Genomic DNA, 13,961 nt, shown 5'->3' on the forward strand with positions numbered 1-13,961 from the left:
GGCGCTACCTTTCGGTCCACACCCTTCTCCCACCGGACCGCGCCGTCATGCCCGAGTTGCCCGAGGTCGAATCGGTGCGGAGGCAGCTGGCGCCCGAGCTGACCGGCCGGGTGGTGCGCGAGGTGTGGTGGGACGCCCATCCGCACGCGCGGCTGTCCGACCTCGAACTCCTGGCGGGACGGCGCATCCTGGCGGTGCAGCGGCGCGGCAAGTTCCTGCTGTGTCCGCTCGACCGCGACATCGACGGCGACGACCTGGAGCTGGTCCTGCACCTGGGGATGACCGGTTCGTTCCGATTCGTGCCGGCCGAGCACGGCATGGCCGACGTCACGCACGTACGACTGCGTGCGGTGCTCGACGACGGCCGGGCCCTGCTGTTCCGCGATCCCCGCCGATTCGGACGCGCCTCGGTGGTGCCGGCCGGCGACTACGACCGCGCCATCCCGACCCTGGCGTCGCTGGGCCCCGAACCGCTCTCCGACGCGTTCGACCCGGACGCGTTCGCGGCCGCGCTGGCACGCACACGCGGGCCGGTGAAGGCACGGCTGCTGGACCAGCGTCTGGTGGCGGGAGTCGGCAACATCTATGCCGACGAGGCCCTGTGGCTGGCGCGCATCCATCCCACGAGCCGGCGCGTCGGACGCGCCCGTGCTCACGCGCTGCACGCCGCGATCCGGGCCGTGCTGGCGGCCGCCATCGAACGCGAGGGCACGACCTTCCGCGACTACCAGATGGTGAACGGCGAGTCCGGCCGCAACGCCGACTACCTGCAGGCGTACGGGCAGGGGGACCTGCCCTGTTCCCGGTGCGGCACCACGCTGGTGAGATCGGTCGTCGCGCAGCGCGGCACGACCCACTGCCCCTCGTGTCAACGCCGCTGACCTCGGCGACCGGGACGGCCGGTCAGGTGCGCGAGTCGGCCCGGAACCCTCCGGCGACGAGCGCCCTGGCGAACGCACGGGCTTCGTCCTCGTCGTCGACGCGGACGTACAGCGGCGGGATGCTGAAGTACGACAGCATCAACCGCATGATCACCTCGGCGGCCGCCGGGGGGTCGACCGGCCGGAGTTCGCCGTCGGCCACGCCGTCGGCCAGCAGGCCGGTGAACAACTCGAGTCCGCGACGGACCAAAGGTCCGCCGTTGGCGGTGATGCGTGGCAGCAGGATGCCCGGCTCCTCGTCGCGGCCCCGGGTCATCACCGGGTGGGTGACGAAGAAGGTCACGCCCGCGACGAAGGCCGCCTCGATCCTTCCGGCCGCGTCGTCGCGTTCGGCGACCGCCGACCGCAGGCGCCGGTCGAGTCGGTCGGCCTCGCGCTCGAGCAGCGCGTCGAGGAGCGCGTCCTTGTTGGCGAAGTGCCGGTAGAGGGTCGCCTTGCCGGCCCGGGCCTCGCGGGCGACGTCCTCCATCGTGGTCCGGCGGATGCCGGTCGCCACGAAGCGGCGGGCGGCAGCGGCGAGCAGGTCCTCCCGCCGATCACGGCGGCGTCCGGCCTCGGCGTCGATGTCGGACGCGGCGCCGTCGCGGCCCATCTCGGTACTGCGCACGCGTCCACACCTCGTACGGAACGTCGGCTGTCCGACCCCGTCCGGACGACGGTGCCGGTTCCGGGCCCCCGACGACCACGCTGCACACCACCCGGAAACGGCAACCGTAGCGGCCCGCGCCGCAGCGACGTCCGACCCATGATCGCCGCCCGCCCGGGTCGCCGTGCCCGCCCCCACCCGTCCGACGACCATCTCGGAGTTCCCCGTGTCCTCACCTCTTCCCCTGGTCATCCCCGGCTCCTGGCACGAAGACGCCAACTGCAAGGATGTCGAGGTCGACGTCTTCTTCTCCCTCGACGAGGACGACCAGCGCGAGGCACTGGCGCGGTGCAACGCCTGCCCGGTACGGGCCCAGTGCCTCGAGTATGCGGTCGTCAACCGCGAGCAGTACGGCATCTGGGGTGGGACCCGTGAGCAGGAGCGACGCCGGCTGATGCGCGACCGTCGCCGCTACGCCGCCTGATCCGTTCCTGGTTCGCGCGCCCCCGCGCGGGCTGATCTCCACGTCACAGCCACCTGGTAGAACATGCGTTCGAGGAACGTGTGTTTGACATCCACCGCACGGTGGACCGACCAGGAGGCGCGCCCGTGGCGGCCAGGGCGACGCAGTTCGGTTTCGAACAGCTCGGCATGCCGTTGTTCGACACCACCTTCGTGGTGCTCGATCTCGAGACGACCGGGTTGCAGCCGGGACGCGACCGCATCACCGAGGTGGGTGCGGTCAAGGTCCGGGGCGGTGACGTCCTGGGCGAACTGCGGACCTTCGTGCACCCGGGTCGACCGATTCCGCCGGCCGTGACGGCGGTGACCGGGATCACCGACGCGATGGTGCGTGACGCCCCGCCGGTCACGACCGTCGTGCCGGTGCTGCGGGAATTCCTCGGCGATGCCGTGTTCGTGGCCCACAACGCCCGGTTCGACCTGTCGTTCCTGCGTGCCGCGTGGGCCGACACGGGAGCCGGGGGCTACAACCCGGTCGTGGTGGACACGGCCCGGCTGGCGCGGCGGCTGCTGCACGACGAGGTCCGCAACTGCCGGCTCGAGACCCTCGCGCGGCACCTGCGCGCCCGCACGATGCCCGAGCACCGCGCCCTCGCCGACGCCCGCGCCACCGTCGACGTCCTGCACGGGCTCATCGAACGCGCCGGAACCCTCGGTGCGGTGACACTCGAGGATCTGCGCGACCTGTCACGCTCGACCTCCGACAAGGCGTTCCGTCGCATCGACCTGGTCCGCGACGCACCCGCCGCCTGCGGGGTCTACCGGTTCCTCGACGCCCGCGACGAGGTCCTCTACGTCGGCAAGGCGACCGACCTGCGAAGTCGGCTGCGCACGTACTTCGGGCAGGACCGCCGGCGTCGCGTCGCCGACCTGGTCCGCGAGACGGCCCGGGTGAGCTGGTCCCCCACCGAGACCCTCCTCGAGGCCGAGGTGCGCGAACTGCGCGAGATCCACGCCCACCGGCCCCGCTACAACCGCCGCTCGACCCGCCCCGAGGCCGCCGTCCACGTCGCCCTGACCCGCGAGGCGTTCCCTCGGCTGTCCGTGGTGCGTGCGCCGGGCAGCAACCACCTGCGCACCCTCGGCCCCCTCCCCTCCCGCGCCGCCGCACAGCAGCTGGTGGACGCCCTGCAGGACGCCTATCCCCTGCGGACGTGCACACCGCGACTGCGGCGGGCCCAGGACCACCCCGCGTGCGTGCTCAAGGACCTCGGCCGCTGCGGGGCGCCGTGCGACGGCACCCAGTCGGCTGCCGCCTACGACCGCGTGGTCGCCGAGGTCGAGGCCGCGTGGGACGACCCGACGGACCTGCTCGCCCGCCTGCGTTCCCGCATGCTCCGCTACGGCCGCGACGGACGCTTCGAACGGGCCGGCGAGGTCCGGGCACGGCTGCACGCCGCCGCTCGTGCCGTGCACGGCTCCCGGGCCCGAGCCGCGCTCGCGGCCGTCGACGAACTGGTCGTGGGCATCGACACGGCGGACGCCTGTGAGGTCGCCGTCATCCGACGTGGTCGTCTGGCTGGCAGCGGCCGCCTGCCACGCCGCAGCGACGACACGACGGTGGTCGCGTGGTTACGGCAGGCCGACCTCGACGCCTGTTCCGGTCCCCCGAGCCGCGACGACGCCGAGGAAGTGGCGCTCGTGCTCGGTTGGCTCGAACGGCCGGGCGGCCGCGTCGTGGCCGCCACCGGCTCGTGGGCGCTGCCGGTCGCCGGCGGCGCGCCCCTGGCAGACGCCGTGGAGGAAGCACGACGTCTCGGCCGCCAGCTCCGGCGCGACCGGCAGGTGCTCGAGGGTGCCAAGGTGGTCCGGCGCGCGGAGCCGCCGCCACCCGCTCACGCCAGCGAGAACCAGCGACTCCACGCATCGGGGAGCTCAGCGAGGACGCCTGGCTCGCGGCCCAGCCAGCTCAGCCGCACGCGGTAGCGGCCCGGCTCCACGCGTGGGCCCGGCGGCTCGCCCGCCCACCCCGGCACCAGGGGCCCGGCCGTCTGGTTCCAGTACGTGGGCGAGACCAGCATCTGTCCGGGCAGCCAGCGATCGATGGCGGGTCCCTCGCTCGTGCGTCGCACGGTGTCCTCGGCCACCACGCGGTGGTACTCGTCGCGCACGCTGAGCACGTACCGCTGCCAGCCGGGATAGTGGTGCTCGACGAACCGGTCGCCGGCGTTGTGCGCCGTGACGGTGATCCGCACGGTCTCGCCGGCCGCGTAGGCGGCACGTTCCACCAGGACGCTGGTCTCGAATCCGGCGAAGGGCTCGAGATCGATCCGGAACGGCCGGTCGGCCTCGTCCTGGCTCACGCCACGACCGAACCCGGCGCCAGGTCACCGTCCACCTCGAGCAGGCGGACCGTTCCGTCCGGCTCGAGACCGCCCAGCACCAGGAACTCGCTGGCGAAGCCCGCGATCCGTTTCCGACCGAGGTTCACGGCGCCGACGACCTGCCTCCCGACCAGGTCGTCGGCGGCGTAGTTGGTGATCTTCGCGCTGGTACGCAGCGTGCCGACCAGTGGACCGAAGTCGACGGTCAGCTTCCAGGCCGGCTGGCGGGCCTCGGGGAACGGCTCGACGTCCAGTACCCGTCCCACCCGCAGGTCCAGTGCGAAGAAGCCCTCGGCACCGATCACGTCCTTGGGCGGCAACTGGGCGGGGTCGTACGGACGCGCGACGCCGTCGATCCGGTGCCCCTCAGCCACGGTGTCCTCCTGCGGCCAGTTCCTTGGTGCGCGTCACCCACCGGTCACGCAGGTCGCGGGCGGCGCCGGACGCGAGCGTCTCGCGGGCGAGCGCGACGCCGCCGGCCATGTCGGTGACCCGGTCGGCGGCGTAGAGCGCGGCGGCCGCGTTGAGCGCGACGATGTCGGCCGGCGCACCGGTCTCACCCGCGAGGACGGCATCCGCGATGGCGACGTTGCGTTCGACCGAGCCGCCGTGCAGGGCCTCGAGGTCGGCCCGGTCGATGCCGAGGTCGGCGGGATCGAGTTCCCACTGCTCCACCGCGCCGTCGCGGACCTCCCACACCTGGCTCGGACCGGTGGTGCTCAGCTCGTCGAGGCCGTCGTCGCCGCGGAACACCAGCGCATGACGCTTCCCGAGGCGGGCGAGGGCGTCGGCCATGACCGGAGCGAGGCGCGCGTCGCTGACCCCGACGACCTGGTGCGGCGCCCCGGCCGGGTTCGACAACGGGCCCAGGACGTTGAACGCCGTCCGGATGCCGAGCTGCACCCGCACCGGCGCGACGTGGCGCATCGCCGGGTGGAACGAGCGGGCGTACAGGAAGCCGATGCCGAGTTCCCGGACGCACGTCGCGACGGCGGCCGGAGGCAGCTCGATGGCGACCCCCCAGGCCTCGAGCAGGTCCGCGCTGCCGCACACCCCCGACGCCGCCCGGTTGCCGTGCTTGGCGACGGGTTGACCGGCGGCTGCGGTCACCACGGCGGCGATGGTGGAGATGTTGAACGTGTTGGCGCCGTCGCCCCCGGTTCCGCAGGTGTCGACGAGCGTGTCGACGACGGCCGGATCGAGGTCGATCGGCTCGGCCTCGGCCAGCATGACCCGCACGAAACCGGCCACCTCGCTCGCCGACTCGCCCTTGGCGCGCAGCGCCACCAGCAGCCCGGCCACCTGGGCCGGCTCGGCCTCGCCACGCCAGATCGTGCCCATCACGCGGGCCGCGAGCTCTTCGTCGAGGTCCTCGCCGTGGAGCAGGCGTGTCAGCACCTCGGACCAGCGGAACGGCTCGTCGGTCACGGGCGAGACCCCTTGTCGGCGACGATGATCGATCCGCGACGGTAGCGCCGAGGCCGAGGTCCCCGGAAGCGCAGCGGCCGGCCCTGGTAGCTTCCGCGCGGGCGTTCGGCCGCGATCTCGCGCGGCCAGCACGTGGGAGGATCCGTGGAGGGGGCACATCTGCTGGTCGTCGACGACGAGCCGGAACTCACCCGCCTCGTCCGACGGAACCTCGAGCAGGCCGGCTTCACCGTCCGCACCGCCGCCGACGGCGAGGAGGCGGTCGAGCTGCTGCGACAGCGTCGCCCCGACCTGCTGCTGCTCGACGTGCTGATGCCCCGGCTCGACGGCTGGGGTGTGCTCGCCGAGCTTCACCGGCACGAATCACTTCGCGACCTGCCGGTGGTCATGCTCACGGCGCTCTCGGGTGAACGCGACGTCATCCGCGCGCACCTGTCCGGCGCGGTCCGGTTCCTCACCAAGCCGTTCGATCTCGAGGGCCTGCTCGCCACGATCCGCGAGGCGTTGGCCCCCGAGTCGGACGAGCAGCGCCTCGCGCGGCGGCAGCAGGTTCGCGGTTTCGTCCAGCGACTGGCCGAACTCGACGCCGGCCGGGAGGCGTCCGGTCCGCGCGTCACCCTGTCACGGCTCGAGTCGCCACCGCGTCCGTCGACCGGGCACGAACGAGGGTTGGCGTTGCTCGACAGCCTCACGCCGCGCCAACGCGAGATCGCGCGGCTGCTGGCGGCAGGCGTCGAGGCCCGGACCATCGCGGATCGGCTCGGAACCTCCCGCAGCAACGTCTACGCCGCCCGGAAGCGGATCGCGCACCACCTCGGGGTGGATCCCGACGAGGTCGGGAGCAGCGTGCGCGCGATCGAACCGAACGGCTGAGCGACGGCTCAGCCCGCCGGCGGCGACTCGGCGAGCGCGGCGGCGACCTGCCTGGCGGTTCCTCCCGAACCGCCGTAGGGCGGCGGCTCCTGCCCCACGAGCTCCCTGACCTTGCTGGAGAGCTCGAAGGGATCGACGGGCTTGAGCATCGTCGCGTTGGCGCCGGCCCAGTCCGCCAGCCAGGCGTCCTGCTTGCGCGACGTCATCACCAACGACGGCAGCGGCGCGAACCCCTCGAGGGCGGCCTGCTGGCGCAGGTCGTAGAGGATCGCGAAGCCCCCGCGTGGCTGCAGGTCGCCGTCGATCACCACGACGTCGTAGGCGTCGCGCTCCCGCAGCAGCTCCTGCCGGGCATGCTCACCGCTGTCGGACTCCGTGACCTCGGCGTCGGCGTGCAGCTGCAGGGCACTGACGGCCCGCAACCGCTCCCCGACGTTCTCGGCAACCACCAGGACACGCACGCCGGCTTCCATTTCCTCGTTCTACGACAGGTCGTGGGCTACCACGCAACCGTACCCCGCCGCCGGCCGGAGCTGCACCGCCCGACCGGCTGCGCCGCCTACCGTGGGGGACATGTCCGAGCGCGTCTACCTCGACCATGCCTCCGCCTGGCCGCTGCGGCCCGAGGCCCGCCAGGCGTGGACGGACGCCGCCGCGCTGGTCTGGGCCGATCCCACACGCTCGCATCGGGAGGGCCGCACGGCGCGCGACCTGCTCGACCGCGCGACGGTGACGACCGCAGCGGCGCTGGGTGCCGACGAAGGTTCGCTGGTGTGGACCTCCGGTGGGACCGAGGCCGTCCACCTCGCCGTGCTCGGCGCGGCCAGAGCGGCTGAACGACGCGGCGAGCCCCGCACCCACCTGGTCTGCAGCGCCGTCGAGCACTCGTCGGTCCTTCGCGCCTGCGAACGGCTGCGCGACGAACACGGCTACACCCTGGACGTGGTCGGCGTCGACGGGGCGGGCCTCGTCGACCCCGACGCGGTCGCGGCGCTGGTCGGCGACCGGACGCTCGCCGTCCACGTCCAGCACGCCAACCACGAGGTCGGCGCGATCCAGCCCACCAACGAGATCGCGCACGTCTGCCGGCGCGTCGGGGCGTTGCTGCACGTCGACGCCTGCCAGACGGTCGGACAGCTCGGCGTCACGCTCGAGCAACTCGGCGCCGACCTGCTCTCCGCCTCGGGCGCGAAGTTCGGCGGTCCCGCAGGCACCGGACTGCTCGCTGTCGGCCGGCGTGGTCGCGTGCATGCGCTCCTCGAGGGCGACGAGCGGCAACGTCGTCGGCGCTCCGGCGCGCTGGACGTCGCCGGCATCGCCGCCACGGCGGTGGCGCTCGAGGTCGCGCGCGCCAACCTGCAGACCGAACGCTCCGCCCGCGAGCTCGTGCGCCGCCATCTGCGGCGGCGGCTTCCCGAAGCCGTGCCCGACGTGCAGGTGCACGGCCCCCTTGCCGACGCGCACCCCGGGATCGTCGCCGTCAGCGCCCTCTACGTCGACGGGGAGGCGCTCGTCAGCCGGCTGGACGAAGCCGGCTACGCGCTGCATTCGGGGTCGTCGTGCGCGTCGACGTCGGGCGAACCGTCACACGTGTTGATGGCGATGGGGGTGCTGACCCACGGTCACGTCAGGATCTCGATCGGTCCCGACCTGGACGTGGCCGGCGCTGATGCCTTCGTCGCCGCCTATGCCGAGGTGGTCGAGCGCCTGCGAAGATCGTCCGGCCCGAGGAGGAGCTGACGTGTCGCGAGCCTCCCAGCAGCAGACGATCGTGGTGCCGATCGCCAACCCGGCATCGGTGCGTCCCCTGCTCGCGATCGCCGCCGCGCTGGCGAGCGAGGGCGAGACGCTCGTGCCGGTGACCGTGGTGCGCCCGAACGCCTCGCGCGACGAGCGCGACCTCGCCCACCGCGGCCTCGACCTCGCCGGGGAAGCGGGCGCGGCATCCGGCGCGAGCGTGCGCGGCCGCGTGGTGGAGGCGGACGACCCTGCCGTGGGCGTGCTCGGCGCCGTCGCCGAGGAAGCCGCCGCGCTGGTCGTCATGGGCTGGCGCGGGCAGAGTTCGACCACCAACGTCTTCGGGCGGATGCTCGACACGATCGTGGGCCGCTCGGCCGCACCGCTCGCCGTCGTGCGCATGGGCGCGGTCCCGTTCCGGCGGGTCCTGCTGCCGATCAGTGCCGATCACCTCCTGCCCGGTGGCGACCGTGGCCTCGGCCTCGCCACCCGGCTGGCCCAGTGCCTCGATGCCGCCACGCCGGAACCGGTCACGGTCCTGCGCACGGGCGCGCGTGAGATGCAGCTGCCGGCTGCGCTCGGACGCTTCGGCGACCGCGTCCATCACGACCCGCGCCGCACCGACCAGGCCGTCGCCGCCTTCGCGCGTCCTGAGGACGTCATCGTGGCGGCGGTGGCGCCCACCGTCTCGGGGTTGCGCGCCGCTACGACCCATCTCGCCTGGGCCGCTCCGGACGCCACGCTGGTCGTCGCCATCGACGTCGGCCCGACCCGGGAGGAGGGCCTCGCTGAGGCGGTCCACGCCGCCGGCGAGCCCGCGCCCGCCACCGCCCCGCAGGGGCAACGGCCGGTGCGCGTCATCGTGACCGCACGACTGCTGGACGACGACGTTCGTCCCGACGACCTGGCCTGGGTCCTGCAGGCCGCCGGCGACACCGACCAGGTCATGGCGTGGTGGCCGGCGGGGGACCCCCACCCCCACGTTCGGGCGACGGTGACCGTCATGGCACCCACGGTCAACGCCGCCATCTCCGCGGTGATGGTGGCCGTTCACGACGCACCCGTGTTCCGGGGCGCCGAGATCAGCTACGACCTCGATCGCTCACGCGGCGGCCGGTGACGGCGTCGGCCGGGCCGCGGATAGCCTCGGCGGGCAACGACCAGCGACCGAGAGCCGTCCGATGTCTGAGCTTCCCACCAGCGACGACGCCGTCGAAGTGGACGCGACCGGCCTCAGCTGCCCGATGCCGGTGATCGAGCTGGCCAAGGCGATCGACAAGGTCGCGGTCGGTCGGTCCGTCCGCCTGCTGGCCACCGACCCGGCAGCGAAGGTCGACGTCCCGGTGTGGTGCCGCATGCAGCGCCAGGAGTTGCGCGCACAGGAGGAGCGGGATCGCGTCTGGCACTTCGAGGTCCGCCGGGTCCACTGACCGGCGCCGTCAGCGGCCGCGGGCACAGGCGCGCGCGATCAGACCGGCGGTGATCCGCGACTCGTCGTGGGGATCACGACCGGCGAGGTACTGCTGCAGACCCTCGAGATCGACCAGGAGGCGTCCTCGCAACCAGAGCGGGTCGGGCGGGTCGGTGCCGGCGTCGGCGCCGGCGGCCTCGGCTGCCGCGACCGGGAGCCCCTCCAGCAATCGGACCACGTCGGGCTCGGCGCCGATCGGCACGCGGCACAGACGACCCCCGTTGCCCCACCTGAGGGCGAGTCGGTCCCAGACCTGCTCGTAGCAGGACCAGGCGGCCTGCGACCCCAGGGCGTCGAGGTCCGCACCCGTCTCGTCGCGGATGGCCGCGACGATCAGGGCGTGCAGCGACTCGGTCCAGGCGTAGCGTGCGCCGTCGGGATCGGCGAGCGTCCTCACGAGCTGCCCGTGACGGCCGCCGGTGGCGCGTTCCACCCGCAGCACGACGGCGTCACGCACCCCGGCGTGCCAGCCGCCGACCAGGACGTCGTTCCAGCCCGACTCGTCGTCCATGCGCGCCTCACGTGTCCGCGCTGCTCCCGCAGGAGACCCTAGCGGTGGCACACGGCCACCGGCCCAGCGGCCATGGTCAAATGACCCACTACATCGCTAGGCTGCCCGACCACGGAAGCGTCCAGACCGCGGGCCCGGCCGGTCGTCGACCAGTCGAGGAGCCCGCCATGACGACATCCGAATCGACCGCGACCGCCCGCGATCCCGCGGACGTCGAGGCGGTCCCGTCGCCCCCCGAGGCGTCGTCGCCGTTCCAGTGCGTCGCCTGCGGGATGGCGCTCGAGGAACCCGGCTGTTGCTCGTTCACCTGCGTCAGCACGGCCCGGCGCGAACTCGAGGACAACGTCGCCCGCCTGCGTCAGCTGCAGTTGCACGACGGACCCGCGGCGACCCGGACCCGCTTGGTCGAACGCAACGGCCGCCTGACGGCAGCGTTGATGGGCTGGCGCCAGTAGTACCGCCGCACTCAACGTGGCCGTTCGGTCTCGTGACGATTGCTCGTGACCACGGCGTGGTGCAATCCCATCCAGGTGGTCTTCGACCACGGGTACAACGCCACGGGAACGATCGCGTTGAGCGCGAGTCCGGCGACGAGCAGCGCGGTCCACGGCACATCGGGCCAGGTCATCACCATCCCGCCGACGAACACCAACCCGAAGATCGCCTCGGTGATCCCCAGTGCGACGACCATCGCGCCGAGCCAGTAGCCGTCCTCACGCTCGAACTCGAGGTCGCAGGTCGGGCACCGTTCGCGCAGCGTGAAGAAGCCGGTGAACAGCTCCCCGGTGCCGCAGATCGGGCACCGCATCTGCAATCCGCGGCTGAGCGCCTTGCCGTCCACGTGCCCGCCTCCCGCGATGTTCCACCAGTCGTGACGGTACCGCTGGTTTCGTGGCAGGAGCAGCGCAGGGCGCGTCGAGGCCCTTCCTCGCCTGCGCGTCGTCAACGCCTGCGGCCTTGACGCCATACTCGTGGGGGGGTATGTTGGTTGATACCCCCCACGAGTATGAACGGACTTTGAACATGGACGGCCACGGCCATGGCGGCGAACACGCCCACCTGCACCATGAGACCCATGATGACGGTCCAGGCGGTCACGGCGATCACGCTGCGCTGTTCCGAGACCGGTTCTGGCTGACGCTGCTGCTCACGATCCCGGTGGTGATCTGGTCGCACCACGTGCAGGAGCTGCTCGGCTACACCGCCCCGCGGGGCCCGGGCGCGGAGCTGATCGGACCCGTGCTCGGTTCGGTCATCTTCTTCTACGGCGGCTGGCCGTTCCTGACCGGCGGGCTGGACGAGGCGCGCGGTCGTCAGCCGGGGATGATGCTGCTCATCTCCATGGCGATCACGGTCGCCTACGTCGCCTCGATGGCGACCTCGCTGGGCCTGTTCTCGCAGGAGGTGTGGTGGGAGCTGTCCCTGCTCATCGCGATCATGCTGCTCGGGCACTGGGTCGAGATGCGCGCCATCGGGCAGGCGCAGGGGGCACTGGCCGCGTTGGCCGAGCTGCTCCCCGACGACGCCGAGATCGTCCACGACGACGGCAGGGTCGAGCGTGTCGCCGCCAGCTCGCTGACGGAGGGCGACGTGATCCTCGTGCGGCCGGGCGCACGGATCCCCGCCGACGGGGAGGTGGTGGACGGCGCCGGCGACGTGGACGAGTCCATGATCACCGGCGAGTCCACGCCGGTGTCCCACACGGTCGGCGACCGGGTCGTGGCCGGCACGGTTGCGACCGACGCGAGCCTGCGGGTCCGCGTGACCGCGACCGGTGAGCAGACCACGCTGGCTGGCATCCAGCGCATGGTCGCCGACGCCCAGGCGTCCCGATCCCGGACCCAGGTGCTCGCCGACCGTGCCGCGGCGCTGCTGTTCTACGTCGCGCTGGCCGCCGGCGCGGTCACGGCGCTGGTGTGGGTCGCGTTCGGACAGCCCGCGTTCGCGCTCGACCGGACCGTCACCGTGCTGATCATCGCCTGCCCGCACGCACTCGGGCTCGCGATCCCGCTCGTGACGGCGATCTCGACCACCAAGTCGGCCCGCTCCGGGGTGCTGGTCAAGGACCGGCTCGCGCTGGAACAGGTCCGCACCGTCGATGCGGTCCTGTTCGACAAGACCGGCACGCTCACCCGCGGCGAGCACGTGGTCACCGACATCGCCACGGCCGAGAACGCCGACGAGGATCAGCTGCTGCGGCTGGCCGGTGCGGTCGAAGCCGACTCCGAGCACCCGCTCGCACGCGCCGTCCACGCCCACGCCCGCCGGCAGCTCGGCCCGCTACCTACCGCCGGCGGGTTCCGATCCATGACCGGCCGCGGCGTCGAGGCCGAGGTCGATGGCGCGGCCGTCGCGGTCGGTGGACCGGCGCTGCTGCGCGAACGCGACCTGCAGGTCCCCGACGGACTCGCCGAGCGGACCCGGGCCTGGGCCGAACGCGGCGCTGCCGTCCTGCACGTCGTCCGTGACGGGCAGGTCATCGGCGCCCTGAGCCTCGAGGACGAGGTCCGCGAGGTCTCCCGCCAGGCCGTCGACGACCTGCACGCTGCCGGCGTCAAGGTCGTGATGATCACCGGTGACGCCCGCCAGGTCGCTGACGCGGTCGCGGCTGAGCTCGACATCGACGAGGTGTTCGCCGAGGTCCTGCCCGAGGACAAAGACGCCAAGGTCGCCGAGCTGCAGGCCCGCGGCCTGACCGTGGCCATGGTGGGCGACGGCGTCAACGACGCGCCGGCCCTCGCACGTGCCGACGTCGGGATCGCCATCGGCGCCGGCACCGACGTCGCGGTCGAGTCCGCCGGGATCGTGCTCGCCTCCGACGATCCGCGCGGCGTCGTGGCGGTCCGGCGGCTGTCGGCGGCCAGCTACCGCAAGATGGTGCAGAACCTGTGGTGGGCCGCCGGCTACAACCTGGTCGCCATCCCGCTCGCCGCAGGCGTGCTCGCCCCGATCGGATTCGTCCTGCCCATGGCGCTCGGCGCGGTGCTGATGAGCACCTCGACGATCATCGTCGCGCTCAACGCCCAGCTGCTGCGACGCGTCCGACTGACCGCCGCCTGACGGGCACGGGTACGCGATCGGTGGACGACGAAGACGGCCGCCTCACGGCGGCCGTCTTCGCGTTTGCGGATGAGGTCAGAAGGTGGCGCTGTCGCCGCAGGCGCACGATCCGGAGGCATTGGGGTTGTCGATCGAGAACCCGGAGGCCTCGAGCGATTCCTTCCAGTCGATGACCGCACCCGACAGGTACGGGGTCGACATCTTGTCCATCCGGATGCGGATGCCGTGCTGCTCCTCCTCGACGTCACCGTCGAGCTGACGGTCGTCGAAGAACAGGGCATAACGGAAGCCGGCGCAACCGCCGGCCTGCACCGCCACGCGAAGCGCGATGTCGTCGACGTCGGGCTGGTCGGCGAGGAAGCTGCGCACCTTCTCGGCGGCCGTCTCGGTGAGGACGACCGAGCTCTCGACGGTGTCGGTGCTCACGGCATTGCTCCTGTGTCGAACTGGTTCGGTGCCGGCCGGTCGAAGGCGGGCATCGGGGCCACCGAGTGTATCGGGTGGCGCA

The 13,961-nt window shown here is 72.7% G+C and carries 17 protein-coding genes; 9 read left to right on the plus strand and 8 right to left on the minus strand.

Annotated features, from left to right (window positions below):
- The first annotated feature begins 47 nt into the window (after nt 1–47).
- Nucleotides 48–881 (plus strand): bifunctional DNA-formamidopyrimidine glycosylase/DNA-(apurinic or apyrimidinic site) lyase, encoded by an 834-nt coding sequence (gene mutM / locus ACERMF_RS10175; RefSeq protein ID WP_373668971.1) that lies wholly within the window; start codon nt 48–50, stop codon nt 879–881.
- A gap of 22 nt (nt 882–903) precedes the next feature.
- Here mutM and ACERMF_RS10180 read toward each other — a convergent pair whose 3' ends face one another.
- Entirely contained in the window at nt 904–1,548 is a 645-nt protein-coding gene (locus ACERMF_RS10180) for a TetR/AcrR family transcriptional regulator (protein ID WP_373668972.1), read from the minus strand.
- Between the two features lie 205 nt (nt 1,549–1,753).
- Between ACERMF_RS10180 and ACERMF_RS10185 the strand changes: the two genes are divergently transcribed.
- Together ACERMF_RS10185 and ACERMF_RS10190 are read left to right on the plus strand one after the other, a co-directional pair.
- Nucleotides 1,754–2,011 (plus strand): WhiB family transcriptional regulator, encoded by a 258-nt coding sequence (locus ACERMF_RS10185; RefSeq protein WP_373668973.1) that lies wholly within the window; start codon nt 1,754–1,756, stop codon nt 2,009–2,011.
- A 125-nt stretch (nt 2,012–2,136) separates the two neighbouring features.
- Nucleotides 2,137–3,975 (plus strand): DEDD exonuclease domain-containing protein, encoded by a 1,839-nt coding sequence (locus ACERMF_RS10190; protein ID WP_373668974.1) that lies wholly within the window; start codon nt 2,137–2,139, stop codon nt 3,973–3,975.
- Here the strand turns inward: ACERMF_RS10190 and ACERMF_RS10195 are convergent.
- Genes ACERMF_RS10195 through trpD form a run of 3 tightly spaced genes read right to left on the minus strand, consistent with a single transcriptional unit; the run spans nt 3,885 to nt 5,801 of the window.
- Nucleotides 3,885–4,352, minus strand: a complete 468-nt coding sequence (locus ACERMF_RS10195) for a hypothetical protein (protein ID WP_373668975.1) — start codon at nt 4,350–4,352, stop codon at nt 3,885–3,887. The two genes, ACERMF_RS10190 and ACERMF_RS10195, sit on opposite strands and share 91 nt — an antisense overlap.
- Nucleotides 4,349–4,747 carry a tRNA-binding protein gene (locus ACERMF_RS10200; protein WP_373668976.1) on the minus strand — a complete coding sequence of 133 codons (399 nt, stop codon included), beginning with the start codon at nt 4,745–4,747 and terminating at the stop codon, nt 4,349–4,351. Before ACERMF_RS10200 ends, ACERMF_RS10195 begins: the two co-directional genes overlap by 4 nt.
- Nucleotides 4,740–5,801 carry an anthranilate phosphoribosyltransferase gene (gene trpD, locus ACERMF_RS10205; RefSeq protein WP_373668977.1) on the minus strand — a complete coding sequence of 354 codons (1,062 nt, stop codon included), beginning with the start codon at nt 5,799–5,801 and terminating at the stop codon, nt 4,740–4,742. The genes ACERMF_RS10200 and trpD overlap by 8 nt, the downstream gene beginning before the upstream one ends.
- 144 nt (nt 5,802–5,945) lie before the next feature.
- Here trpD and ACERMF_RS10210 point away from each other — a divergent pair, with 144 nt between their 5' ends.
- On the plus strand, nt 5,946–6,674 hold the full coding sequence (locus tag ACERMF_RS10210) for a response regulator (RefSeq protein ID WP_373668978.1): 729 nt from the start codon (nt 5,946–5,948) through the stop codon (nt 6,672–6,674).
- A gap of 8 nt (nt 6,675–6,682) precedes the next feature.
- Here ACERMF_RS10210 and ACERMF_RS10215 read toward each other — a convergent pair whose 3' ends face one another.
- Nucleotides 6,683–7,135, minus strand: a complete 453-nt coding sequence (locus ACERMF_RS10215; protein ID WP_373668979.1) for a response regulator — start codon at nt 7,133–7,135, stop codon at nt 6,683–6,685.
- 112 nt (nt 7,136–7,247) lie between these two features.
- Here ACERMF_RS10215 and ACERMF_RS10220 point away from each other — a divergent pair, with 112 nt between their 5' ends.
- The 3 genes from ACERMF_RS10220 to ACERMF_RS10230 all read left to right on the plus strand — a co-directional run bounded on the left by ACERMF_RS10220 (nt 7,248) and on the right by ACERMF_RS10230 (nt 9,841).
- Nucleotides 7,248–8,414 carry a cysteine desulfurase family protein gene (locus ACERMF_RS10220; RefSeq protein ID WP_373668980.1) on the plus strand — a complete coding sequence of 389 codons (1,167 nt, stop codon included), beginning with the start codon at nt 7,248–7,250 and terminating at the stop codon, nt 8,412–8,414.
- 1 nt (nt 8,415) lies between these two features.
- On the plus strand, nt 8,416–9,531 hold the full coding sequence (locus ACERMF_RS10225) for a universal stress protein (RefSeq protein ID WP_373668981.1): 1,116 nt from the start codon (nt 8,416–8,418) through the stop codon (nt 9,529–9,531).
- A 61-nt stretch (nt 9,532–9,592) separates the two neighbouring features.
- Nucleotides 9,593–9,841, plus strand: coding sequence for a sulfurtransferase TusA family protein (locus ACERMF_RS10230; RefSeq protein WP_373668982.1), 249 nt, complete (start codon nt 9,593–9,595; stop codon nt 9,839–9,841).
- Between the two features lie 9 nt (nt 9,842–9,850).
- On the opposite strand, the gene ACERMF_RS10235 is transcribed toward ACERMF_RS10230, so the two are convergent.
- Nucleotides 9,851–10,393 (minus strand): hypothetical protein, encoded by a 543-nt coding sequence (locus ACERMF_RS10235; protein WP_373668983.1) that lies wholly within the window; start codon nt 10,391–10,393, stop codon nt 9,851–9,853.
- Between the two features lie 167 nt (nt 10,394–10,560).
- Here ACERMF_RS10235 and ACERMF_RS10240 point away from each other — a divergent pair, with 167 nt between their 5' ends.
- Nucleotides 10,561–10,848, plus strand: coding sequence for a hypothetical protein (locus tag ACERMF_RS10240; RefSeq protein ID WP_373668984.1), 288 nt, complete (start codon nt 10,561–10,563; stop codon nt 10,846–10,848).
- Nucleotides 10,849–10,859: 11 nt separating this feature from the next.
- Here the strand turns inward: ACERMF_RS10240 and ACERMF_RS10245 are convergent, their stop codons facing one another.
- Nucleotides 10,860–11,234, minus strand: coding sequence for a DUF983 domain-containing protein (locus ACERMF_RS10245; protein ID WP_373668985.1), 375 nt, complete (start codon nt 11,232–11,234; stop codon nt 10,860–10,862).
- A 182-nt stretch (nt 11,235–11,416) separates the two neighbouring features.
- Between ACERMF_RS10245 and ACERMF_RS10250 the strand changes: the two genes are divergently transcribed.
- On the plus strand, nt 11,417–13,453 hold the full coding sequence (locus ACERMF_RS10250; RefSeq protein WP_373668986.1) for a heavy metal translocating P-type ATPase: 2,037 nt from the start codon (nt 11,417–11,419) through the stop codon (nt 13,451–13,453).
- A gap of 75 nt (nt 13,454–13,528) precedes the next feature.
- On the opposite strand, the gene ACERMF_RS10255 is transcribed toward ACERMF_RS10250, so the two are convergent.
- Entirely contained in the window at nt 13,529–13,879 is a 351-nt protein-coding gene (locus ACERMF_RS10255; protein WP_373668987.1) for a HesB/IscA family protein, read from the minus strand.
- Nucleotides 13,880–13,961 lie beyond the last annotated feature (82 nt).

It is taken from the genome of Egicoccus sp. AB-alg6-2 (assembly GCF_041821025.1).
Taxonomy (GTDB): domain Bacteria; phylum Actinomycetota; class Nitriliruptoria; order Nitriliruptorales; family Nitriliruptoraceae; genus Egicoccus.